General features: G+C 54.5%; 21 protein-coding genes, 4 tRNA genes and 1 riboswitch. Of the genes, 19 read left to right on the forward strand and 6 right to left on the reverse strand.

All coding sequences use genetic code 11. The features are described from left to right. Together OCV69_RS14620 and OCV69_RS14625 are read right to left on the reverse strand one after the other, a co-directional pair. A partial coding sequence (locus tag OCV69_RS14620) for a DegT/DnrJ/EryC1/StrS family aminotransferase (RefSeq protein WP_262563194.1) occupies positions 1-229 on the reverse strand: 229 nt, incomplete at its 3' end. A gap of 109 nt (positions 230-338) precedes the next feature. After that, positions 339-2,201, reverse strand: coding sequence for a polysaccharide biosynthesis protein (locus OCV69_RS14625; protein ID WP_158360085.1), 1,863 nt, complete (start codon positions 2,199-2,201; stop codon positions 339-341). A 349-nt stretch (positions 2,202-2,550) separates the two neighbouring features. Between OCV69_RS14625 and OCV69_RS14630 the strand changes: the two genes are divergently transcribed. The 4 genes from OCV69_RS14630 to pyk all read left to right on the forward strand — a co-directional run bounded on the left by OCV69_RS14630 (position 2,551) and on the right by pyk (position 6,167). Next, the gene (locus tag OCV69_RS14630; protein WP_158360081.1) at positions 2,551-3,951 is read left to right on the forward strand and encodes a YveK family protein; all 1,401 of its coding nucleotides are present in this window, start codon (positions 2,551-2,553) and stop codon (positions 3,949-3,951) included. Positions 3,952-4,234: 283 nt separating this feature from the next. Further along, complete coding sequence (locus OCV69_RS14635; RefSeq protein WP_158360079.1) at positions 4,235-4,840, forward strand: helix-turn-helix domain-containing protein; 606 nt, start codon at positions 4,235-4,237, stop codon at positions 4,838-4,840. A 16-nt stretch (positions 4,841-4,856) separates the two neighbouring features. Continuing rightward, entirely contained in the window at positions 4,857-5,075 is a 219-nt protein-coding gene (locus OCV69_RS14640) for a helix-turn-helix domain-containing protein (RefSeq protein WP_022273503.1), read from the forward strand. Between the two features lie 90 nt (positions 5,076-5,165). Next, positions 5,166-6,167 (forward strand): pyruvate kinase, encoded by a 1,002-nt coding sequence (pyk, locus tag OCV69_RS14645; protein ID WP_158360077.1) that lies wholly within the window; start codon positions 5,166-5,168, stop codon positions 6,165-6,167. Here the strand turns inward: pyk and OCV69_RS14650 are convergent. Next, positions 6,164-7,303: a DUF4317 domain-containing protein gene (locus OCV69_RS14650; RefSeq protein WP_158360075.1), complete on the reverse strand. Its 1,140-nt coding sequence runs from the start codon at positions 7,301-7,303 to the stop codon at positions 6,164-6,166. The genes pyk and OCV69_RS14650 overlap by 4 nt on opposite strands. A gap of 39 nt (positions 7,304-7,342) precedes the next feature. Continuing rightward, positions 7,343-7,795 carry a type II 3-dehydroquinate dehydratase gene (gene aroQ, locus OCV69_RS14655; RefSeq protein WP_158360074.1) on the reverse strand — a complete coding sequence of 151 codons (453 nt, stop codon included), beginning with the start codon at positions 7,793-7,795 and terminating at the stop codon, positions 7,343-7,345. A gap of 226 nt (positions 7,796-8,021) precedes the next feature. Between aroQ and OCV69_RS14660 the strand changes: the two genes are divergently transcribed. Then, positions 8,022-8,399, forward strand: a complete 378-nt coding sequence (locus tag OCV69_RS14660; RefSeq protein WP_158360072.1) for a desulfoferrodoxin family protein — start codon at positions 8,022-8,024, stop codon at positions 8,397-8,399. A gap of 18 nt (positions 8,400-8,417) precedes the next feature. Here OCV69_RS14660 and OCV69_RS14665 read toward each other — a convergent pair whose 3' ends face one another. Next, positions 8,418-9,227, reverse strand: coding sequence for an MBL fold metallo-hydrolase (locus OCV69_RS14665; protein ID WP_158360071.1), 810 nt, complete (start codon positions 9,225-9,227; stop codon positions 8,418-8,420). Positions 9,228-9,376: 149 nt separating this feature from the next. On the opposite strand from OCV69_RS14665, the gene OCV69_RS14670 reads away from it, so the two are divergent. The 3 genes from OCV69_RS14670 (at position 9,377) to OCV69_RS14680 (ending at position 12,771) form a co-directional block, all read left to right on the forward strand. Then, positions 9,377-11,314 (forward strand): fructose-bisphosphatase class III, encoded by a 1,938-nt coding sequence (locus OCV69_RS14670; protein WP_022273508.1) that lies wholly within the window; start codon positions 9,377-9,379, stop codon positions 11,312-11,314. 31 nt (positions 11,315-11,345) lie between these two features. Further along, complete coding sequence (locus tag OCV69_RS14675; protein ID WP_022273509.1) at positions 11,346-11,810, forward strand: DUF1700 domain-containing protein; 465 nt, start codon at positions 11,346-11,348, stop codon at positions 11,808-11,810. Positions 11,811-11,946: 136 nt separating this feature from the next. Then, positions 11,947-12,771: a C40 family peptidase gene (locus OCV69_RS14680; protein WP_022273510.1), complete on the forward strand. Its 825-nt coding sequence runs from the start codon at positions 11,947-11,949 to the stop codon at positions 12,769-12,771. A gap of 154 nt (positions 12,772-12,925) precedes the next feature. On the opposite strand, the gene OCV69_RS14685 is transcribed toward OCV69_RS14680, so the two are convergent. After that, a complete protein-coding gene (locus OCV69_RS14685; protein ID WP_158360069.1) occupies positions 12,926-13,492 on the reverse strand; it encodes a folate family ECF transporter S component in 567 nt (188 codons plus the stop codon). Between the two features lie 63 nt (positions 13,493-13,555). After that, a riboswitch (THF riboswitch) is annotated at positions 13,556-13,654 on the reverse strand. A gap of 178 nt (positions 13,655-13,832) precedes the next feature. Here OCV69_RS14685 and OCV69_RS14690 point away from each other — a divergent pair. From OCV69_RS14690 to OCV69_RS14740, 11 genes are all read left to right on the forward strand, one after another. Next, on the forward strand, positions 13,833-15,185 hold the full coding sequence (locus tag OCV69_RS14690) for an MATE family efflux transporter (protein WP_022273512.1): 1,353 nt from the start codon (positions 13,833-13,835) through the stop codon (positions 15,183-15,185). Between the two features lie 62 nt (positions 15,186-15,247). Beyond that, positions 15,248-15,454: a hypothetical protein gene (locus OCV69_RS14695; protein WP_262563196.1), complete on the forward strand. Its 207-nt coding sequence runs from the start codon at positions 15,248-15,250 to the stop codon at positions 15,452-15,454. Positions 15,455-15,612: 158 nt separating this feature from the next. Next, positions 15,613-15,972 carry a rhodanese-like domain-containing protein gene (locus OCV69_RS14700; protein ID WP_158360066.1) on the forward strand — a complete coding sequence of 120 codons (360 nt, stop codon included), beginning with the start codon at positions 15,613-15,615 and terminating at the stop codon, positions 15,970-15,972. A gap of 140 nt (positions 15,973-16,112) precedes the next feature. Continuing rightward, positions 16,113-17,276: a THUMP domain-containing class I SAM-dependent RNA methyltransferase gene (locus tag OCV69_RS14705; protein ID WP_022273515.1), complete on the forward strand. Its 1,164-nt coding sequence runs from the start codon at positions 16,113-16,115 to the stop codon at positions 17,274-17,276. A 40-nt stretch (positions 17,277-17,316) separates the two neighbouring features. Then, positions 17,317-18,588, forward strand: a complete 1,272-nt coding sequence (locus OCV69_RS14710; RefSeq protein ID WP_158360064.1) for a lectin like domain-containing protein — start codon at positions 17,317-17,319, stop codon at positions 18,586-18,588. A gap of 35 nt (positions 18,589-18,623) precedes the next feature. After that, on the forward strand, positions 18,624-19,235 hold the full coding sequence (locus OCV69_RS14715; protein ID WP_158360062.1) for an XTP/dITP diphosphatase: 612 nt from the start codon (positions 18,624-18,626) through the stop codon (positions 19,233-19,235). A gap of 5 nt (positions 19,236-19,240) precedes the next feature. Continuing rightward, positions 19,241-19,780: a YfcE family phosphodiesterase gene (locus OCV69_RS14720; RefSeq protein ID WP_158360083.1), complete on the forward strand. Its 540-nt coding sequence runs from the start codon at positions 19,241-19,243 to the stop codon at positions 19,778-19,780. 129 nt (positions 19,781-19,909) lie between these two features. Next, positions 19,910-19,984: transfer RNA gene (locus tag OCV69_RS14725), tRNA-Pro, on the forward strand. 39 nt (positions 19,985-20,023) lie between these two features. Beyond that, positions 20,024-20,094, forward strand: a tRNA-Gly gene (locus tag OCV69_RS14730). A 4-nt stretch (positions 20,095-20,098) separates the two neighbouring features. Next, positions 20,099-20,172, forward strand: a tRNA-Arg gene (locus OCV69_RS14735). A gap of 27 nt (positions 20,173-20,199) precedes the next feature. Further along, positions 20,200-20,273 (forward strand) — tRNA-His (locus tag OCV69_RS14740). The last annotated feature ends 372 nt before the right edge of the window (positions 20,274-20,645 follow it).

Raw genomic sequence — 20,645 nt, forward strand, 5'->3', positions numbered from 1 at the left:
TCACGGCCAGGTGGAGGGCAGAGGTGCCGGTGGCCAGGGCCACGGCATACTTACACCCCACGGTCTCACAGGCCAGACGCTCCACCTCGTTGATATTCTCTCCGACGGTGGACATCCAGTTCTTTTCATAGGCATCCTTCATATACTCCAGCTCCGGCCCGTGCATGGTGGGCGAGCTGAGCCAGATTTTCTTTTCAAATGGAACGAACCGTTCTTCTGCATGGAACATGGCTTTCATCTCCCTTTTCTCCGGATCCGGCACATGTCCGAGACCCGGTCCATAAAAATACTGCCAGCACCTGGATGCTGACAGTCCTAAATCGTCCTATCTGTATTTCCTACGCCTCCGCCGGATGATACGTCCCCACGATCCGCATCACATCCTCCCGGATCCCGTCCCCGTCCTCATTGGCGGTCACATAAAGCTCCTCCAGCTGCTCCTCAAACCTCTCCATATCGAACTCGATGGGTTTCCCGATATGGATCAGCTTATTGGGCGTGTCCTGCATCCCTTCCTCGTTCATGAGAAGCTCCTCATATAGCTTCTCCCCGGGCCGCAGGCCCGTGAACACGATGGGGATATCCACATCCGGCGTGTACCCGGACAGCCGGATCAGGTTCTTCGCCAGGTCCAGGATCTTCATGGGCTCCCCCATGTCCAGGACGAAGATCTCCCCGCCCTTTGCATAGGCCCCGGCCTGTAATACCAGCGACACCGCCTCCGGGATCGTCATGAAATACCGGATGATATCCGGGTGGGTCACCGTCACCGGACCGCCCTGCTCGATCTGCTTTTTAAAGAGCGGGATCACGGACCCGTTGCTCCCCAGTACGTTCCCGAACCGCACGGCCACAAAGTCTGTTTTCGACCTTGCGTTCATCATCTGCACCACCATCTCGCACATCCGCTTGGACGCCCCCATGATGTTGGTGGGGTTCACGGCCTTGTCCGTGGAGATCAGCACAAAACGCTTAGTACCATACTTGTCCGCCGCTTTCGCCGTCTTATATGTACCGAACACGTTGTTCTTGATGGCCTCGTTGGGGCTGTCCTCCATGAGGGGCACATGCTTGTGGGCCGCCGCATGGTACACGATGTCGGGACGGTATTTCTCAAACACCGTCTCGATCCGGTGGGTGTTCCGGACGGAGCCGATGAGCACCACCAGGTCCAGGTCCGGATACTTTTCCTTAAGCTCCAGCTGGATGTCGTAGGCGTTGTTCTCGTAGATATCAAAGATAATTAACTGCTTCGGGTTATGGCTTGCCACCTGGCGGCATAATTCGCTTCCGATGGAGCCGCCTCCCCCGGTCACTAAGACCACCTTGCCGCTGACGTAGCCCATGATCTCGTCTAAGTTCACCCGGATGGGATCCCGGCCTAAAAGGTCCTCGATCTCCACGTTCCGGAGCTTTGCGATGCTCACCTCGCCGTTGATCAGCTGGTAGATGCCCGGCAGGATCTTCACCTGGCAGCCCGTATCCCGGCAGATCTCGATGATGGCCTTCCTCTCTTTGGCAGAGGCGGAAGGGATGGCGATGTAGATCTCATCGATCTTATATTCTTCCGCAAGCCGTGGGATATCGTTCCGGTTCCCGGCCACGGGAACGCCGTTTAGGAACTTCCCGGCCTTGTTCTTATCATCGTCCACAAAGCAGACCACGCAGCCATTGACCAGGGAGCTGGTGGTCATCTCCTTCAGGATCACGGAGCCGGAGGTCCCGGCGCCCACGATCATGATCCGCTTTGCCGCCTTTTTGCTGTGGTTTCCGAATAAGGAGATCACCACCCGGTAGGAGAGACGGATCCCCAGCTCTTCGGCACAGAGGGCCGCAAAGGACACTAAAAAGAAGCTCCTGGGTACGGAAAGCTGTAAGAGCATCATCCCGGCGATCTGCACCAGGGAGGCCAGGCCGCAGGCCGCCACCACATGGAGGGCTTCCCGGACTCCGGCCACGCTCCACATGGTGGAGTACATCCGGGCCAGGAAGAAGATCACCAGGGAGGCCAGGATATAATAGGGAAGGAACTCCAGGGCCGCCCGGGCGTATTCCGGCGGGATCTTGGAAATATTTAAATCAAACCGGACAAAAAGGCCTAAAAAAGAGGCCAGGCAGAGCGCAAGGACGTCTGCGGCCATTAAGATGCCCATGCGGACGCGCTTGTCCCTGGGCAGGTATTTTTCCAGAAATTCGTACATCAGATCTTCCTCGGATTCGTTGTTTTCATGGGCCGGAGCCAGGGGGCTGTCCCTCCGGAGCTGATCTCCAGAGCCCGTTTTACTTCCCATAATCGTCCTTGTCGGAAGTACCGCTTTTTTATGAATACCGTATACATTGTGCGTATATTACGAAGAAACTAGATAATATCTCCGATTCCCCGGGGCATCGGAATCCCGTTGTTTTTCGACATGATCTGCCTGGAATTCCCCATAAAATTCCATAGGAAATCCCCCCATATCCTTGACAGACAAAGGGAAAAAAGTTATGATAAATATACTGGCGGTTTTTAGGGAAATCTCTGGGAGTAAGAGCGTAGGAGAAAGGAAAATGGACAATAATTCTACATACGAGCAGTATGAACAGGAAATCGATCTGAAGGATCTGATGTTTGCGGTGCTCCATAAATGGAGGCCGGTGATCCTTGTGGCAGTGGTCCTGGCGGTGGTCCTTGGCGGGGCCAAGGGTGCGATGACATACAGGCAGCAGAATGATCCTGAGGTCAGCAAGGAGACCAGGGAAAAATACCAGGAGGAGCTGGATCTCTACGAGAAGAATAAGGAGACAGCGGAGCGCGAGATCGAGAATCTGAAGACAGACATCGCGAACCAGCAGGAATACCTGGATAAATCCATCTGGATCAATATGAGCCCCTATGATGTATGTGAATCCAGGATCGATATGTATGTAACCACCGGATATGAGATCATGCCGGGAATGGTCTACCAGAACCAGGATTATACGGATACGATCCTCCAGGCGTACCAGGGTCTTCTGACCAGCAGCGCCGTGATGGAGGATGTGGCAAAGAGTGTGGGGACGGAGCCCAGATACTTAAAGGAACTGGTCAATGTGACCATCGGGACCAACGGCGGTCAGTTAAACCACCTTCTGACCATCAATGTTAAGCATAAGACCAAGAGCGATGCCAAGAAGGTCATGGACGAGATGCTGGATCACATGAACGAGCTTCATGGACAGGTAGTTGCCAGCATCGGCGAGCATACGGTGAACACGGTCAACAGCAGCGTCAGCGCCATGGTGGATCTTACTCTGGCGGATACCCAGCGGGCGGAGACCGAACGGCTGACCAGCCTGAACAACAGCCTGGAGGAGAAGCAGAAGACTCTGGACGAGCTGGAGGAGCCCAAGGAAGCAGCCAGCTCTGCGATGGCAGCCTTAAAGAGCGGGATCAAGTATGCGGTCCTGGGCGGCGTTCTGGGCGGCTTTATGGTGGTGTTCTTTATCTGCGTGGCCTTCCTTATGAGCGATAAGCTTTATTCTGCCAAGGAGTTAAAGAACCGTTACCGCATTAAGATCCTGGGCACCATGCCCATCCGCCGGAAAAAGCCCATAGGTAAGATCGACGCATGGTTAAACCGGATGGAAGGCCGTGCGGTGGAAGGAAATGCGGATACAGGATACGGGCTGATCACCGCAAATATCCGGAACTATGCGGAAAACATGAAGACCATCCTGGTGACAGGAACCGCCGATGAGGCAGTCCTGTCCGAGGTGACAGACAGACTGGCGGCAGGACTTGCCGGGATCCATGTGATGGCCGGAGGAAATATGCTCCAGGATGCGGAAACCTTAAAGAAGCTGCCGGAGTGTGACGGAGTGGTTCTGGTGGAGCAGTGCATGGATGCGAAATACAGCACTGTTGCCATGGAGATCGAAAGAGTGACCGATCTGCAGAAGAGCGTGATCGGATGCGTTGTATTTGAATAAGTGATTGGAAGGAAGCCGGTTGTGCAGCTCTGTTATGAGGCGCGCAAACGGCTTCTTTTTGTTTTATGGGACGGGATCGTTTTTGAAGACATTCTGTATCAAATGGGAAGGATCAGAGATACTTTTATATATGGGGCCGCAGGCCATGAGCTGTCCGGAGGAGGAAATACCGGGGCGTGGGTCTGGCGTTCTGTCCATCATCCAGACGACTATATTATCAAAATATAGATAATATACAAATTCGGGTAATCCTGGTTTAATAGAAACAAAGGAGGGGATGAACATGGTAAGTTACGAACGTTTATGGAAAACAATGGAGAAGAAGGGGATCAGCCAGTACCGGCTGATCAACCATTATAAGATCAGCGCCGGTCAGATCGGCCGGATGAAAAAGAATATGCATGTTTCCACCCATACCCTGGAGGTATTCTGCAATATTTTACAGTGTCCTGTGGAGGATATTGTAGAGGTGATCCTGGATCCCCAGGAACCAGACGGAAAGGAACCGTCCAGTGCCGGAGGCAGGGCGGCTGGAAGGACCGCAGCCGGGGCCAGGGATGCCGAAAAAGCGGAGGGCGTCACCGGAGATAAGGCGCCTGGAAAGCCAGGATCCAGATCCGGAGTCCAGGGAACCGGAAAGGCCGCAGCAGCTACCAGAGATAACACGTCTGGAAAGTCGGCATCCAGATCTGGAGTCCAGGGAACCGGAAAGGCCGCGGCAGCTACCAGAGATAACGCGTCTGGGAAACTGGCATCCAGATCCGGAGTCCAGGGAACCGGGAAGACCGCAGCAGTCACCGGAGAAAAGCTGGCCGGAAAGGCAGAAGACCGTACTGGCGGAAAAACGGCTGGGAAGACTCCGGCTGGTTCCAGAGAGGGAAACAAGTAGGTAAGGAGACTGCGGGATGGTCAGATATACGCGCCTGTGGGAGACCATGGAGAAAAGGGGGATGAGCCAGTACCGCCTGATCCGGTATCATGGGATCAGCGCGGGACAGATGCGCAGGCTGAAGCTGAACATGAACGTTTCCACCCAGACCATTGAGCGGCTCTGCCGGGCGCTGGAATGCCGGGTGGAGGATGTGATGGAGGTTGTGCTGGAAGATCCCGGGACAGAGGAGTAGAAGGCTCTGGACCCATGGACCGGCCTGCGGGACTTCCTTTTTTTGTTATTCCGGTGTATGATAGTAAAAAAACATCCGGGAGGTTTTTGTATGGAGTATTATGGTACGCTGGGGCCGGCCTGCGGCAGTGTGCAGACGTTAAAGGAGATGCTGGCAGCCGGGATGACAGGCGTGAGGCTCAATCTGTCCCATGGGGATCTGGAGGAAAATGGACATTGGATCCGTATGGTGCAGGAGGCCGGAAGGGAGCTTCATTCCCAGGTACAGATCCTCATGGACCTCCGGGGCCCGGAGCTGCGTCTGGGAAGGTTTAAGGAGGAGATCCAGGCAGAAGAGGGCAGCTGGCTGGTCCTTGGAGATGGAGGCCTTCCGGTTCCGGAGGAAGCACTGGCATATGTGTGTCCGGGAGACCGGATCCTCATTGACGATGGGAAGGTGGAGCTGGAGGCAGAAGCCGGAGCCGCACCGTCCGCCAGCGGATGCCGGATCATGGCCCGGGTGGTCCGGGGCGGGCTCATAAAGTCCGGGAAGAGCCTGGCCATTGAGGGGAAAGCTGTCCCCATGCCCACGCTGACGGAAAGCGACCGGAAAAATATAAGGGAAGCCGTTTCCTATGGGATCACCGGGGTGATGCTGCCCTTTGTGCGGAATAAAGAGGATCTTCTGGTTCTGCGGGAGGCTCTTAAGGAGGCCGGGGCCGGAGAGATCCAGGTCTTTGCCAAGATCGAGAACATGCAGGGAGTGGAAGCCATAAAGGAGCTGCTTCCGTATTGCGATCATGTGGTGATCGCCAGAGGGGACCTGGGAAACGCCATGCCTTTATGGAAGCTGCCCGGGGTCCAGAAGAGGCTGGCAAGAGAATGCCGGGAAGCTGGAAAGCCGTTCATGGTGGTGACCCAGATGCTGGATTCCATGCATGAACGGGCAGTCCCAACCAGGGCCGAGGTCCTGGATATATATAATGCGGTGCTGGACGGCGCCTCGTCCCTGATGCTCACAGGGGAAACGGCGGCGGGAAGCTACCCGGCCCAGGCGGTGGAATATCTGGTGAATACGGGAGAGGAAGCGCTGAGGGATATGGAGGAGGCCTAGTTCTGGGCCTCCTCCCACATTTTTACGGGCATTCCGTTGACTTCCACGTTGTTTTCCACGGCAATGACCAGGCAGCGCCGTCCCTCAATGAAACGAGTCTCCACCAGGTCCAGCCGGTCTGGGTTGACCTTGATGTCCACGTCCGGCGTTTTCACGGCAAATTTTCCGGTCCCTGTGATAGCCGGTACCAGAATGGACGTATCCTCTCCGGCAGCTTCCTTATAAACGGTATCGAAATGCTCCAGCCGCTCCGGCTCCACGCCGCTTTTTTCCAGAAGGTCACGGACCTGGGGCTTTGTCAGGGCCAGGGGCTCCATGTCCTCCTTGTGCTCCTCCGCTAACTCGGTGAGGGTTTCATGGATCTGGCGGACAATGGTGTAGTCGCAGGAATCCCCCAGGGTATCGGAGAGGATCTCCTGGAACGCCTCCTTCTGGGACCGGAAGGAAATGGGCGACGGCGCGCCCAGGCAGGCGTCGATGAATTCGGTGTGCAGCTCCTCGGGATTTTTGGAAAAATACAGGAGGCTGTGGATGTCGGAGGAACGGTCGTTGAAGGCAGGGAACAGGAAGCCGGTCATGGGCGGCTGCACCCACCAGTCCCTGGGCCGTTCTTCGATGAGGTTGGTGGCCTCATTGTAGGAGAGCCCCGGCTCTGACAGCTTCACCGGGCAGATGCAGCAGAGGATATGGTGATAGACCTCCTCGGAGGCGTCGAACATTTCTTCATTGTCCGAGGCCTTTCCCGGAACATCGTAGGCGCTGTGGATCAGTATGATGTAATAGTTTTCGCCGTAGTCGTAGTTTTCAATGACTTTATTATAGAAGGAATCCACAGTTTCATCGTCCGCCAGCTTTTCCTCCCTAAGCTTCATGAGCAGGGCATGGGCGCTGTCTTCGCCCTCGTCGCGGATGGAATATTCCAGGTTGTGGAGATTTTTTCCGATCCCCCCGGAAAGGGTCTTTTTAAAGATCTCATAATATTTGAAGATCTCTTCCTCTGAGAGAGCAAAAAAGGCCTCTTTCAAAGTCGTTCTGATATTTTTTTCTGCGTCCACGTAGCAGCCGCAGATGCGGGTGATGGCGTTGTTGTCTTTTTTGAACTGTTTCTTTATTTCTGAAATTTCGCGTTTATTCATAATAATCTCCATTCTGCCGCCGGGCAGCGGCACGGCCAGTTATTTCTGCTCCGGTTCCCGGGTGCGGTCCGCAAGGGCCCGCAGGCCAAGGGTGTATACGTCGGCTCCCAGGCCGACGATGATGCCGGTGGCGATGGGGGAGATCACCGAGTGGTGACGGAACTCCTCCCTTTTATGTATATTGGACATGTGGAGCTCGATCAGCGGACACTCCAGCATTTCCAGGGCGTCGGAGATCCCGTAGCTGTAATGGGTCCATGCTCCTGCGTTGATCATGACGCCGTCATAATGCTCGGTATAGGCCTCGTGGATCTTGTCCACCATTTTTCCCTCGTCGTTGGTCTGGAAGCAGGTGACGGAAACGCCCAGCTCCCGGGCCAGCCTCTGTACGTTTTCGTTGATCTCATCTAAGGTGACGGTCCCATACTGTTCGGGATTTCTTTTCCCGAACATGTTGTGGTTGATGCCGTGAAGCAGCATAAATTTTTTCATGTTCAGTACCTCCTGCCGGGACCTTCTTTGCCCGGCACCGAATATTTTACATGGGTTTCCGGCAGTTTGCAAGCGGCGCGGGAATAAATTTCTCCTGCGTGTGGGATGGATTTTTCATGTACAGGGGATAAAATCGTTCTGGATGGAGGAAACTATATGAGAGGATCCGGCAAAACGGAGGCTTCTGGAGCCGGGTCTGTTCCTATAAGAAAGAGAGGGATCGAAGATGAGCAGATTTTTACAATGTCCCGACTGTCACGGCATCGCCCTGGTGATCTATGGGGAAGAGGACGCGGGCTGCGGGACCTATGACAAGCTTCACGCCAACACCACGGACGCGGCCCTGGAAAAGCACCTTCCGGTGGTGGAGGTGAAAAAGGATGTGGTCCAGGCAAAGGTGGGAGCAGACGACCATCCCATGGACGAGGACCATTATATTACCTGGGTATATCTGGAGACCACCAGGGGAGGAAGCCTCCGGGTCTTAAAGCCCGGAGACCAGCCCCAGGTGGAATTTCGTCTGAGTGACGGAGAACGGCCCCTGGCGTTATATGAGTACTGTAACCGCCATGGGCTCTGGAAGGCGGAGCTGGCCCAGGAGTAGGAAAGCAGCCGTCTGCCGTTACAGGGCGATCAGGCTTTCGTCGTCCGGCACAAAGATGTTGCCGCCATAATATTTCTTCCCTTCGCTCTTATACAGCCGTTCGCGTCCGGCGACGTTGCTGTCTTCCGTATGCCACAGCACCAGATTGGGGATCTGCATGGCCTGGGCCAGTTCGCAGGCGTCCTTGACGGTGCTGTGGTGTTTTTCATAGGGCTTCCACAGATCCCGCTCCACATAAAGGCAGAAGGCCTCATGGAGCAGCCAGTCGCAGTCCCGTACATATTTTTCGCATACAGGGTTATAGGGCTCGTCTCCCAGGAAGGTCAGCTTTTTCCCATTATTTAAGGTGAGGCTGAAGCCAAACTGCCGGGCCTTGGTGGAGTGGATATCGAAAAAGGTCACGTCATAGCTTAAGATATGCCGGTGATCCCCGTCCTTTAAGGGGTCCAGGTGGATCCGGCTGTCCAGAAAACGGAAATGCTTTTCCTGGATGGTCAGGCGGCACAGGGTGCGGATGGTATCCGCCAGGTCCTCGTGGCAGTAGATATAGGCGTCGCCCTGGTACTGGTCCTTTAACATCCCGGTGGCGATCATCCGGATCATCCATACAATGCCCAGGATGTGGTCCGTATGCTCATGGGTCACAAAGATGTGGTGGATCCGGTGGACAGGCACCTGCATATTGTCCAGGATCTTTAAGATCCCGTTTCCGCCGCCGGCATCCACCATGAAATATTCGTCGCTGTCCCTAAGGGCAAAGCATGTATTATAAAGGTTGGTCACCGCCGCATTGCCGGTTCCAAAAACGTAAAGAAGCTCCCGGTCCATGAAAAAATCCCCTTTCTGGTCTGGTCTTTTAAATATGAATATGTTACTATAAAATGGAAGGAAAAGCAATCACCGGCGGAGGAAAAGTAGGAAAACAGGGGAAGTTTCAATGGGGCTCTGCCGGAAATGTGTTGTGGGAGGAATTGAATATGAGAGATTTGGCGTACCTTAGGCTGCTAGCCAGGGAATATCCCAATGTCCAGGCAGCGTCCAGCGAGATCATCAACCTGATGGCCATCCGCGGCCTTCCCAAGGGAACGGAATATTTTTTCAGTGACCTGCATGGGGAATACGAGGCCTTTGTCCATCTCCTTCGGAGCGCGTCCGGCATCATCCGGGAAAAGATCTCCGAGACCTTTGGCTATGTGATCTCCGACGAGGATGAGATCGCCCTGGCGAACTTGATCTACTACCCGGAGCGGGGGCTGCGGGCGGCGAAGCGGGAAAACCGGTTTACAGAGGACTGGCAGAGGATCACAATTTACCGCCTGGTATGCATCTGTAAAGAGGTGTCGTCCAAATACACCAGATCTAAGGTGCGTAAGAAAATGCCGCCGGCGTTCGCTTATATCATCGACGAGCTGATCCATGTGGATTACAGCGATGAAAACAAGAAGGTATACTACGATGAGATCATCCGCTCCATCATCGACAGCGAAATGGGCGCGGAGTTCATCGAGGCGCTGTGCAACCTGATCCAGAACCTGACCATCGACAATCTCCATATCATCGGCGATATCTTTGACCGGGGACCCAGAGCAGATATCATTATGGAAGAGCTGATGAAGTTCCACGATGTGGATATCCAGTGGGGCAACCATGATATTTCCTGGATGGGGGCGGCCACGGGCAACCTGGCCTGCATCTGCAACGTCCTGCGGATCGCCATCCGCTACAACTGCTTCGACCTTCTGGAGGACGGCTACGGAATCAACCTGCGTCCGTTGTCCATGTTTGCAGCCAGAGTCTACCGGGACGATGCCTGCGAGCACTTTATGCCGAAGATCCTGGATGAAAATATTTATGACGCGGTGGATCCTGGGCTGGCGGCCAAGATGCACAAGGCCATCGCTGTGATCCAGTTTAAGGTGGAGGGCCAGATCATCAAACGCCATCCGGAGTACAACATGGAGGACCGGCTCCATCTGACCCGGATCAATTTTGAGAAGGGGACCGTTACCATCAAGGGAAAGGAATATCCGCTGACGGATAAGAAGCTTCCCACGGTGGATCCCAAGGATCCCTTAAAGCTCACAAAGGAAGAGGAGGAGCTGATCCACAATCTGTGCATGTCCTTTAAGCACAGCGTAAACCTCCAGCGCCACATCCGCTTTGTGTACTCCCATGGGGCCATGTATAAGTGCTGCAACTCCAACCTTCTGTACCACGGCTGTATCCCCATGAAGGAAAATGGTGATTTCGATGAGATCAAATTCAACGGGATCATCTATTCCGGAAAGCGGATGCTAGACTATATCGAGGATGCCGTGAAGATGGCCTACTTCCTTCCGGATGACGACACATCCAAGGAATGGTATAAGGATCTGATGTGGTATTTATGGTGCGGACCCAAGTCTCCGGTCTACGGCAAGGATAATATGGCCACCTTTGAGGGTTATTTTGTGGCGGATAAGGCCGCGGCCAAAGAAAATATGAATCCGTACTATAAACTGAGTACAAAAGAGGAATTTTGTGATAAAATACTGAGGGAATTCGGGCTTCCGGTGGAGGGCTCCCACATTATCAACGGCCACGTGCCGGTGAAGCTGAAGGATGGGGAGAGCCCCATAAAGGGCAACGGAAAGCTGTTCGTCATCGACGGCGGCCTTGCCAAGTCCTACCAGCCAAAGACAGGGATCGCCGGCTATACGCTGATCTTCAATTCCCGTCATCTGGCCCTGGCGGAGCACAAGCCCTTTGATCCGAAGCATGAGAACACCCCCAAGGTGACCATCGTTGAAAAAATGAAAAAGCGGATCATGGTGGCGGATACAGATACCGGAAGAGAGCTGGCCGCCAAGATCGAGGACCTGAAGGAGCTGATGGCGGCGTACCGCGGCGGTATCCTGAAGGAAAAATTAGGGTAAGCAGAATCAATCAAACATCAAGGAGAACTGAATGAGCAGGGAAGAATTTTTAGCAGGACTGGAGGAAGCGCTGGCTGGTGAGGTACCGGCCTCCGTGATCCGGGAAAATTTAAATTATTACAATTCTTACATTTCCCAGGAGATGGCAAAGGGCCGTACTGTGGATGAGATCGTGGATGAGATCGGGGAGCCAAGGATCGTGGCCAGGACCATCATCGATTCCAGTGAGGCGGCAGGAGAGGCCATGGGAGACGGATACGGAGCCTTTGAGGACGCCGGCAGCACATATGAAAGCCAGTCGGAGACCTCCTCGCACGTCCACTACTTTGACCTGAGCAAATGGTACTGGAAGCTGCTTTTAATGCTGGCAGTCTTTGTTGTATTCTCTGCGGTATTCAGGCTCCTGGGGGGCATCTTCGCACTGCTGGTACGGTTTGCCGGACCGGTGCTGATGCTCCTGCTGGTGTGGTGGTTTATTAAGAGCCTGAGAAGGTAGACGGGAAAATATTAAAAAATTATTAAGTCCGGCAGATTGGTTGACAAAAACATGTTTTGGAAATATAATCATTTTCGTAACAAGTTTTAACAAATTTGTAATAAACGAAAAAGAAAAAGTAATGATTGGGGATTATATGACAAACAGGATTTTGAAGACCGCCGGACTTTTTTGTTTCTGTACACTGATGGCAGCGGCAGCGCCGGAAAGGGCCATGGCCGACCAGGAGGCCCCCAGACCTCTGCTCCATGCGGTGGATGGCCCGGAGGAGCCGGAGATCATCATTGCCGGACGGAAGGATACGGAGGACCAGGCCGGAGCTTCCATGCTGATCCAGGTGGAAGACGAGAACACAGAGGTGTACTCGGAGCCGGATACAGAGTCCCAGGTGGTGGGACAGGCTGAGGCCGGGGATACATACGACGTACTGGAAATGGTAGACGGTCAGTGGGCAAAGATCTCCACCGGAGAATTCGAGGGCTATCTGAACACTGCGGCAGCAGAGGATGAGGAAGAGACCCTGGAGGACGCTCCGGAGGAAGCCCCGGTGGTTCCTGTGGAGACTGCGGAGGAGACCGCAGCCCGTGTTTCTGCAGAACGACGCCAGGCTGTTGTGGAATACGGTCTTCAGTTTGTGGGAAACCGCTATGTATACGGCGGGACCAATCCCAATAAAGGAGCAGACTGCTCCGGATTCACCTCTTATGTACTGCGCCATTCAGCCGGTGTGGAGCTTCCCCACTCCTCCAGATCCCAGGCTGTCCAGGGCCGTGAGATCAGCGCAGCAGAGATCCGTCCGGGCGATCTGGTATTCTATGCCAGCGGAAAGCGCATCAACCATGTGGCCCTGTATATCGGCAACGGCCAGGTGGTACATGCCTCCAACGAGAGGACAGGCATCTGCGTTTCCGAATGGACCTACCGGAATCCGGCGAAGATCGTCAACGTCCTCGGTGATTAATGAAAATTTCCCAGCCCTCCGGGCAGATGGATAAAGGATAAAAGGATATAGAAACAGCCCGCAGATGTGAGTGTCTGCGGGCTGTTTTGCTGTGGCGGGGCTCACGGGATCCTGGCGCTGCCGGGATGGCCATGAGAGCTCCGCACAGCCTGTTTTATGGTTGATGCTGGCGGCGGACCAGCCGGAATACGCCGGCCTGCTCCAGGGTCTTGGCTACCAGGACGAAGATCAGGGAGTCCACCGGCCACTGGATCAGGTTTTTCACGGCCCGGGCGGGAAGAAGGGCCAGATAGCCCTTTCCATTGATCATAGAAAGCCACAGGGTGCCTAAGAGGATGTTGCAGAGAACTGCGACCACCAGCTTGGCAGCCAGCATACGTTTAAGGCTCAGGGGCTTCTTATAAAGGAAGAGACCGTAAATAAAGGCAGCCAGCATGGCGTTGAAGGTGAAGCCAGGCATAAAGCCGCCGTCGGGCTTCAGCATGAATTTGATGATGTCCATGCCGCCGCCGAACAGGCTTCCCACCACAGGGCCGAACAGATAATCCACCAGCTCGTTGGGCAGGGCGCCAAAGCCGATCTTTAAATTGGGAGTTACACGGATGGTGGCGAGCTGGTTTAAGACAATGGACATGGCGCCAAACATAGCGCAGGTGGTGATGGTGCTTACGTGTTTGAATTCATGGTAGGAATCAGAAATCAAAGCAAGTAGTTTCTTCATAAAAAAATACCTCCTTTGCAGAATTCTGACCGCAGCAGGAGATATGGGATCCTTATCTTCTGGTGCAGCGGGATGCGATAGATGCACCGCGGGCATAGCCCTTCGTCCCGCCGGCAACTCCCCGTCCGGCATGGCACTTGACGCGCATTTATCTACTCTGCATAATTATTTTCCGGACGTTTGTCCTGTTCTCATCTTATCATATCTTTTCACGAAATGGAAGGGGAAACCGGGGGATATTTTGGCAATTTTCCGGTCTGTACATTTAAAAAAACTGGTTTTATAATAGGGAATTATTTAAAAAATGACGTGAGGAACGATACGGACGAGGAGGATACGTATGAGCAGAGAAAGCGGAAAGGATCTGACATCGGGATCGCCGTTTGGGCTGATCCTGGGCTTTGCCCTCCCCATGCTTCTGGGGCTTTTATTTCAGCAGTTTTACAACATGGTGGATACCATGGTGGTGGGCCAGTGCCTGGGGGTCACGTCCCTGGCGGCCGTGGGCTCCACCGGCTCCATCAATTTCATGATCAACGGCTTCTGCATCGGTGCGGCCACAGGCTTTGCCATCCCGGTGGCCCAGAAATTCGGAGCCGGAGACTACAAGGGAATGCGGAAGTTCGTGGCCAACGCCGGATATCTGGCGGCAGTGTTTGCGGTGGTGATGACGGCGGCTGTGGGCGTCCTCTGCATGGACATCCTCCGCTGGATGAACACGCCGGAGGACATTATCCAGGGGGCTTATGATTACATATTTGTGATCTTCATGGGAATTCCCGTTACCTATATGTATAATCTCCTGGCCGGGATCATCCGGAGCCTGGGCGACAGTAAGACGCCGGTGTATTTCCTTCTTCTGTCCTCGGTGTTAAACATCGGCCTGGACTTTTTCACGATCCTGGTGCTCCATATGGGCGTAGGCGGTCCGGCCCTGGCCACGGTGGTCTCCCAGGGGATCTCTGCCGTTCTGTGCCTGGCATACATGATCCATAAATTCCCGGTCCTCAGGATGGAGGGAGACGAAAAAAAGCCCGACAGGGACATGATCCGGGTGCTCTGTGCCATGGGCATCCCCATGGGGCTCCAGTATTCCATCACGGCCATCGGCAGCGTGATCTTACAGGCTGCCGTCAATTCCCTGGGCTCCATGGCTGTGGCCGCCGTATCCACCGGCAGCAAGATCAGCATGTTTTTCTGTACGCCCTTTGATGCCCTGGGCGGAACCATGGCCACATGGGCCGGCCAGAACGTGGGGGCGAAAAAGCTGGACCGGGTGCGGGAAGGCGTGCGGAAGGCCAGTCTTATGGGCTTTGCTTATTCGGCAGCGGCCTTTGCGGCGCTGTTCTTTTGCGGCCGGTATCTGGCCCTGCTTTTCGTGGATTCGTCGGAAACGGAGCTGATCCGGCAGATCTCCACCTTCCTGATCTGCAACAGTATGTTTTATATTCCCCTGACCCTGGTGAATGTGGTGCGGTTCGCCATCCAGGGCATGGGATTCAGTACCTTTGCCATTCTGGCTGGGGTCTGTGAGATGGCCGCCAGGGCCTTTGTGGGCTTCTGCCTGGTGCCGGTGTTCGGCTTCCTTCCGGCCTGCTTTGCCAGCCCACTGGCCTGGATCTGCGCGGATCTGTTCCTTGTGCCGGCCTTTGGCCAGTGCTTAAAAAAATTAAAACGAACATTCGGCGAATAGTTTTATGCGGATGAGCCATACTATGGGTGTAGTCAACTGAATCCCATTAGGAGGTATTTCAAATGTCAAGAAACAGCTATGATATGGACGACAGCACAAGAAATGAAAACGCAGGAAACAACAGCCAGAACAGAAGCCAGAATAACAGCCAGAATAACAGCCAGAACAATGGCCAGAACAGAAGCCAGAATAACAGTCAGAACAAAAGCCAGAACAGCAGCAGAAATTCCGGCAGAAACAGCAGCCAGGACTGCAAAAATTACGACTGATGGCATGACGGCTTGAAAAGTCATGAAAAAAGCGGCGGCGGGAGCGATCCTTCCGCCGTTTTTTCTGTCCGGAGCCCATAGGGGCTTTTATGGGGATGGAACATGTCCGGCGGGACGGGCGTATACTGATCATAAGAAGGTACAGGCCGGAGGCGCGTATGTTTCAGAATATTTCCGCAGACAGGCTGGAAACGCTGCTGGACCAGGGCAGGGCTTTTACCCTGGCGGATGTGCGGGAGCCGGAGGAATACAGGGAGGGACATCTGGCGGGAGCTGTGAACCTGCCGGTGCAGCAGATTTTAAAAATAACAGAACAATCTGGTTTTTTTGAAGATCCAGAAAAATTTCTGGGTATTTCCAGGAAGCGGCCGGTGATCGTTTACTGTTCCCACGGCGGCCGGGGGATGCAGGCGGCCAGGCTCCTTTCGGGGGCCGGATACCAGGCGGTCAATGTTTACGGAGGGCTTTCCTGCTACCGGGGCCGCCATCTGACAGACGGTCCCGGGGGGACGCGGTGACCCCGCCGGTCCCAAAGACGTGATGCCGTGGCCGGGCCGTCCCCCGCCGCAGGGCAGAAAGCATTTGACAGAGGCCAGGAAAGCCCTTAAAATGGAGAAAAGTATAAACCAACAGAGTTGAGCAGTTAGGAAGGTACCGAATGGAAAGATTTGAATTGATCGCCCCCTGCCATTTCGGGCTGGAGGCAGTTATGAAGCGGGAGATCCTGGACCTGGGCTATGAGGTGAGCCAGGTGGAGGATGGCCGTGTTACATTTATCGGAGACGCAGAGGCCGTCTGCCGCGCCAATATATTTTTACGGACCACGGAGCGGATCCTTTTAAAGGTAGGGAGCTTTAAGGCGGAGACCTTTGAGGAGCTGTTCCAGGGCACCCGGGCCATCCCCTGGGAGCAGTATATCCCCCGGGATGGAAAATTCTGGGTGGCCAAGGCGTCCTCCATTAAGAGCAGGCTGTTCAGCCCGTCAGATATCCAGTCTATCATGAAAAAGGCCATGGTGGAGCGGATGAAGGGGGCCTACGGCATCACCTGGTTCCCTGAGGATGGGGCCAGCTATCCTCTGCGGGTGTTCCTTTATAAGGATGTGGTGACTGTGGCCATGGATACCTCCGGCGATTCCCTGCACAAGCGGGGGTACCGGACTCTGACCAGTAAAGCCCCCATTACGGAGACGCTGGCGGCGGCCCTGCTCATGCTGACCCCGTGGAAGCCGGACCGGATCCTGGTGGATCCCTTCTGCGGCAGCGGCACCTTTCCCATTGAGGCGGCCATGATGGCGGCCAATATGGCGCCTGGCATGAACCGGGAATTCCTGGCAGAGGAGTGGAAGAACCTGATCCCAAAGAAGTGCTGGTATGAGGCCATGGACGAGGCCAATGATCTGGTGAAGGACGATATTTCTGTGGATATCCAGGGCTATGACATCGACGGGGAGATCGTCCGGGCGGCCAGGGCCAATGCGGCGGCAGCCGGAGTGGACCATCTGATCCATTTCCAGCAGAGGCCGGTGAGCCAGCTGAGCCATCCGAAGAAATACGGCTTCCTTATTACAAACCCGCCCTACGGGGAACGGATCGAGGATAAGAAGAACCTGCCGGAGCTTTATAAGACCATCGGCGAGCGGTTTGCGGCCCTGGATTCCTGGTCCGCCTATATCATCACAGCCTATGAGGATACGGAGCGGTATTTCGGCCGGAAGGCGGATAAGAACCGAAAGATCTATAATGGTATGATGAAAACGTATTTTTACCAGTTCATGGGTCCCAAGCCCCCGTCCAGAAATCCGGGAAGGCAGAACGGGTAAAGATCAGAGGCTCCGGTTTGTGAGGAAAGAGGTGGGAAGAATGAAACGCGGGAAGGCGGTTCTGGCCCTGGGGGTCCTGGCCGGGGCAGCGGCCCTTGGACTGGGCGGATCCATGGCCGCAAAACGGCAGCCGCTCCCCCTTCCGGCCCGGTACGACCTGCGGGAGGACGGCGCCGGGCCATGGATCCGGGATCAGGGGGACCAGAACACCTGCTGGGCGTTTGCGTCGGTAACGGCCCTGGAGACTTCCATGAAGGAGGAAGAACGGATCCCGTTATCAGCGGACCACATGATCCATAAAAACAGCGCCGGGCTCGCAGCAGCGGCCGGCGGAGATTATTCCCTTTCCTGGGCTTACCTTTTAAGCTGGCAGGGGCCGGCAGCGGAGGCCGATGATCCTTACGGGGACCATGTTTCCCCGGAGGGGCTTTCTCCAGTGTGCCATGTCCAGACGGTGAAGCTTCTGGGAGAAAAGGACTATGACGCCATCAAGCGTGCCGTTTATGAGACGGGAGGCGTTCAGAGCTCCCTGTATCTGCCGGAGCAGGGCGGAAGAGACCGGAGCGCATATTTTTATGACGGAGCCCACGAGGCCAATCACGATGTGGTGATCGTGGGATGGGATGATTCCTTTCCCAGGGAGGCTTTTTCCCCGCAGCCGGAAGGAGACGGGGCCTTTCTCTGCGCCAATAGCTGGGGAGAGGGCTTTGGGAAGCAGGGATTTTTTTATGTTTCCTATGAAGATACCCAGATCGGCCGCCACAACATTTCTTATGCCGGTGTGGAGAGTACGGTGAATTACAGCCGTATCTTCCAGACGGATCTGTGCGGCTGGACCGGCCAGCTGGGCTATGGGAAGGAAGAAGCGTGGTGCGCCAACGTGTATGAGGCAAAAGAAAAAGGAACCGTGGAGGCCGCCGGATTTTATGCCATGGTCCCGGATACGGAGTATGCGCTGTATGGCGCGGTGGTTCCCGGGGACATGGAGCCGGGAGAGGTCCTTTCCGGACTGGGCGGGGAGCTTATGCCCCTGCTGGCGTCCGGCCGGCTTGGGGAGGCTGGGTTTTATACGATCCCCTTTGAAGCGCCGGTGGAGGTAAAGGCAGGAAGTCGGTTTGCCGTGGCGCTGTGGATCCGGTCACCGGGAACGGAGCAGCCGGTGGCCATTGAATATAACGGCGGAGGCCGGTGGAGAAATGTTGACATTACCGACGGGGAAGGGTATATTAGTCCTGATGGGACACAATGGATGCGGGCAGAGGAAAGGGAGGCCTGCAACGTGTGTCTGAAGGCGTATGGGAACGGAGCATGACCGGAGCCATGGAACAAAGTAAAGGCAGGAGAGCTATGGAACACAGAATCATATTTGCAACTTCCAATCAGGGAAAAATGCGGGAGATCCGCGAAATCTTAAAAGGCCTGGGGACGGAGATCCTCTCCATGAAGGAGGCCGGCGTCCAGGCGGACATTGTGGAGGACGGGGATACCTTTGAGGCCAATGCGGTCATAAAGGCAAAGGCAGTCTGGGAGGAGGCCGGCGGCATTGTCCTGGCCGACGATTCGGGCCTGGAGGTGGACGCCCTGGGCGGAGAGCCGGGCGTATATTCCGCCAGATATATGGGAGAAAAGACCTCCTATGAGATCAAGAACTGGAACCTGATCCATCGTCTGGCAGAGGTTCCGGAGGAAAAAAGGACCGCCAGGTTCGTATGTGTCATTGCGGCGGCGCTGCCGGACGGCAGGGTCCTTACGACCCGCGGGACCATGGAAGGCCGCATCGCCTATGAACCAGCCGGGGCAGGCGGTTTCGGATATGATCCGATCTTAATGCTGCCGGAATACGGAAAAACGTCGGCGGAGATCACCATGGAAGAGAAAAACGCCATCAGCCACCGGGGAAAGGCTCTCCGGGCCATGAAGGAGCTGCTGGAAAAGGAATTTGCGGAGCAGAGGTCATGAGCGGTATGAGGATTCTGATCGTCAGCGATACGCACCGGAGAGATGGGAATTTCAGGCGGGTGCTGGAAAAGACCGGGCCCATCGATATGCTGATCCATCTGGGAGACACCGAGGGCAGTGAGTCATATTTCAGAGAGTGGGTCGATAATGATGTCTGCGTGATCCATGTGGTCCGGGGAAACAACGATTTCTTTTCCTTCTGTGACCGGGAAAAGGAGATCTCCATCGGGAGATACCGGGCGCTCCTGACCCATGGACATATGTACGGCGTATCCCTGGGGACCGAGGGGATCAAGGATGAGGCCAGGGCAAGGAAGGTGGATATCGTCATGTATGGCCATACCCACAAGCCGCATCTGGAATACTGCCGGGACGGCCTGGTGGTCCTGAATCCTGGAAGCCTTTCCTACCCGCGTCAGGAGGGAAGGAAGCCGTCCTATATGCTCATGGAGCTGGACCGCCAGGGAGAGGCCCATTTTACCATCTGTTATCTGGAGGATGAGGCCAGGAACCAGGAGCTGGAGCAGATGGGGATCTGGGGATAAGCGTTTTCGAAGAAATATAAAAAATCTCTTAAAAAAATTCATGAAAAACAGTTGACAAGAACGGTTTCATCAGCTATAATATCACTTGCGTTCCGAAAGCGTAAGGCAAACGAAAGGGCGTCTTAAAAGCGGGGTGTGGCTCAGCTTGGCTAGAGCGCCTGGTTTGGGACCAGGAGGTCGCAGGTTCGAATCCTGTCACCCCGATGGTTTTCCAAAGTCTTTCAACGGTTCGCAAGAGAATATGCGGGTGTAGTTCAATGGTAGAACACCAGCCTTCCAAGCTGGATACGTGGGTTCGATTCCCATCACCCGCTTGATGAGTCTGTAGCTCAGCTGGATAGAGCAACGGCCTTCTAAGCCGTGGGTCGGGGGTTCGAATCCCTTCAGGCTCAGTCGGGTTTTTCCCGTAATTTCATATGGTGGATATAGCGCAGTTGGTTAGCGCGCCAGATTGTGGCTCTGGAGGCCCAGGGTTCGAATCCCTGTATCCACCCGTATTTCCCCGGAACTTTGGTTCCGGGGTTTTTATTTTTTTAGGCCGATCTGGTATCTCTATATAGCCATTCTATAACAAAAATCACAATTTTCCGGATTGATAGTGAATTGCCGATTATTAAAGAGTATTTATAAGGTGATAAAATAAATAGGAGCAGTCTTATTCATCTGATTTAAAACTGGAATAGGACAATTTTGTGCGAGATTATATAAAATTCAATTAAGTATTATATAAAATGTCGATAAATGTATGTTATTAGAAAACATATAATAAATGAAAGAGCTAATCCCCCAGCTATGCTGGGGCGAATAGTGTAGTAGTGACGTTGTAGAATGTGTAATAAAGCCTCCTATGATACAATAGTAAAGG

This window comes from Alitiscatomonas aceti (genome assembly GCF_025567195.1).
Classification (GTDB): Bacteria; Bacillota; Clostridia; order Lachnospirales; family Lachnospiraceae; genus Alitiscatomonas; species Alitiscatomonas aceti.

Coding starts and splice junctions, on each gene's coding strand:
- OCV69_RS14625 (WP_158360085.1), bottom strand. CDS start 2,201: ATGTACGAATTTCTGGAAAAATACCTGCCCAGGGACAAGCGCGTCCGC.
- OCV69_RS14630 (WP_158360081.1), top strand. CDS start 2,551: ATGGACAATAATTCTACATACGAGCAGTATGAACAGGAAATCGATCTG.
- OCV69_RS14635 (WP_158360079.1), top strand. CDS start 4,235: ATGGTAAGTTACGAACGTTTATGGAAAACAATGGAGAAGAAGGGGATC.
- OCV69_RS14640 (WP_022273503.1), top strand. CDS start 4,857: ATGGTCAGATATACGCGCCTGTGGGAGACCATGGAGAAAAGGGGGATG.
- pyk (WP_158360077.1), top strand. CDS start 5,166: ATGGAGTATTATGGTACGCTGGGGCCGGCCTGCGGCAGTGTGCAGACG.
- OCV69_RS14650 (WP_158360075.1), bottom strand. CDS start 7,303: ATGAATAAACGCGAAATTTCAGAAATAAAGAAACAGTTCAAAAAAGAC.
- aroQ (WP_158360074.1), bottom strand. CDS start 7,795: ATGAAAAAATTTATGCTGCTTCACGGCATCAACCACAACATGTTCGGG.
- OCV69_RS14660 (WP_158360072.1), top strand. CDS start 8,022: ATGAGCAGATTTTTACAATGTCCCGACTGTCACGGCATCGCCCTGGTG.
- OCV69_RS14665 (WP_158360071.1), bottom strand. CDS start 9,227: ATGGACCGGGAGCTTCTTTACGTTTTTGGAACCGGCAATGCGGCGGTG.
- OCV69_RS14670 (WP_022273508.1), top strand. CDS start 9,377: ATGAGAGATTTGGCGTACCTTAGGCTGCTAGCCAGGGAATATCCCAAT.
- OCV69_RS14675 (WP_022273509.1), top strand. CDS start 11,346: ATGAGCAGGGAAGAATTTTTAGCAGGACTGGAGGAAGCGCTGGCTGGT.
- OCV69_RS14680 (WP_022273510.1), top strand. CDS start 11,947: ATGACAAACAGGATTTTGAAGACCGCCGGACTTTTTTGTTTCTGTACA.
- OCV69_RS14685 (WP_158360069.1), bottom strand. CDS start 13,492: ATGAAGAAACTACTTGCTTTGATTTCTGATTCCTACCATGAATTCAAA.
- OCV69_RS14690 (WP_022273512.1), top strand. CDS start 13,833: ATGAGCAGAGAAAGCGGAAAGGATCTGACATCGGGATCGCCGTTTGGG.
- OCV69_RS14695 (WP_262563196.1), top strand. CDS start 15,248: ATGTCAAGAAACAGCTATGATATGGACGACAGCACAAGAAATGAAAAC.
- OCV69_RS14700 (WP_158360066.1), top strand. CDS start 15,613: ATGTTTCAGAATATTTCCGCAGACAGGCTGGAAACGCTGCTGGACCAG.
- OCV69_RS14705 (WP_022273515.1), top strand. CDS start 16,113: ATGGAAAGATTTGAATTGATCGCCCCCTGCCATTTCGGGCTGGAGGCA.
- OCV69_RS14710 (WP_158360064.1), top strand. CDS start 17,317: ATGAAACGCGGGAAGGCGGTTCTGGCCCTGGGGGTCCTGGCCGGGGCA.
- OCV69_RS14715 (WP_158360062.1), top strand. CDS start 18,624: ATGGAACACAGAATCATATTTGCAACTTCCAATCAGGGAAAAATGCGG.
- OCV69_RS14720 (WP_158360083.1), top strand. CDS start 19,241: ATGAGGATTCTGATCGTCAGCGATACGCACCGGAGAGATGGGAATTTC.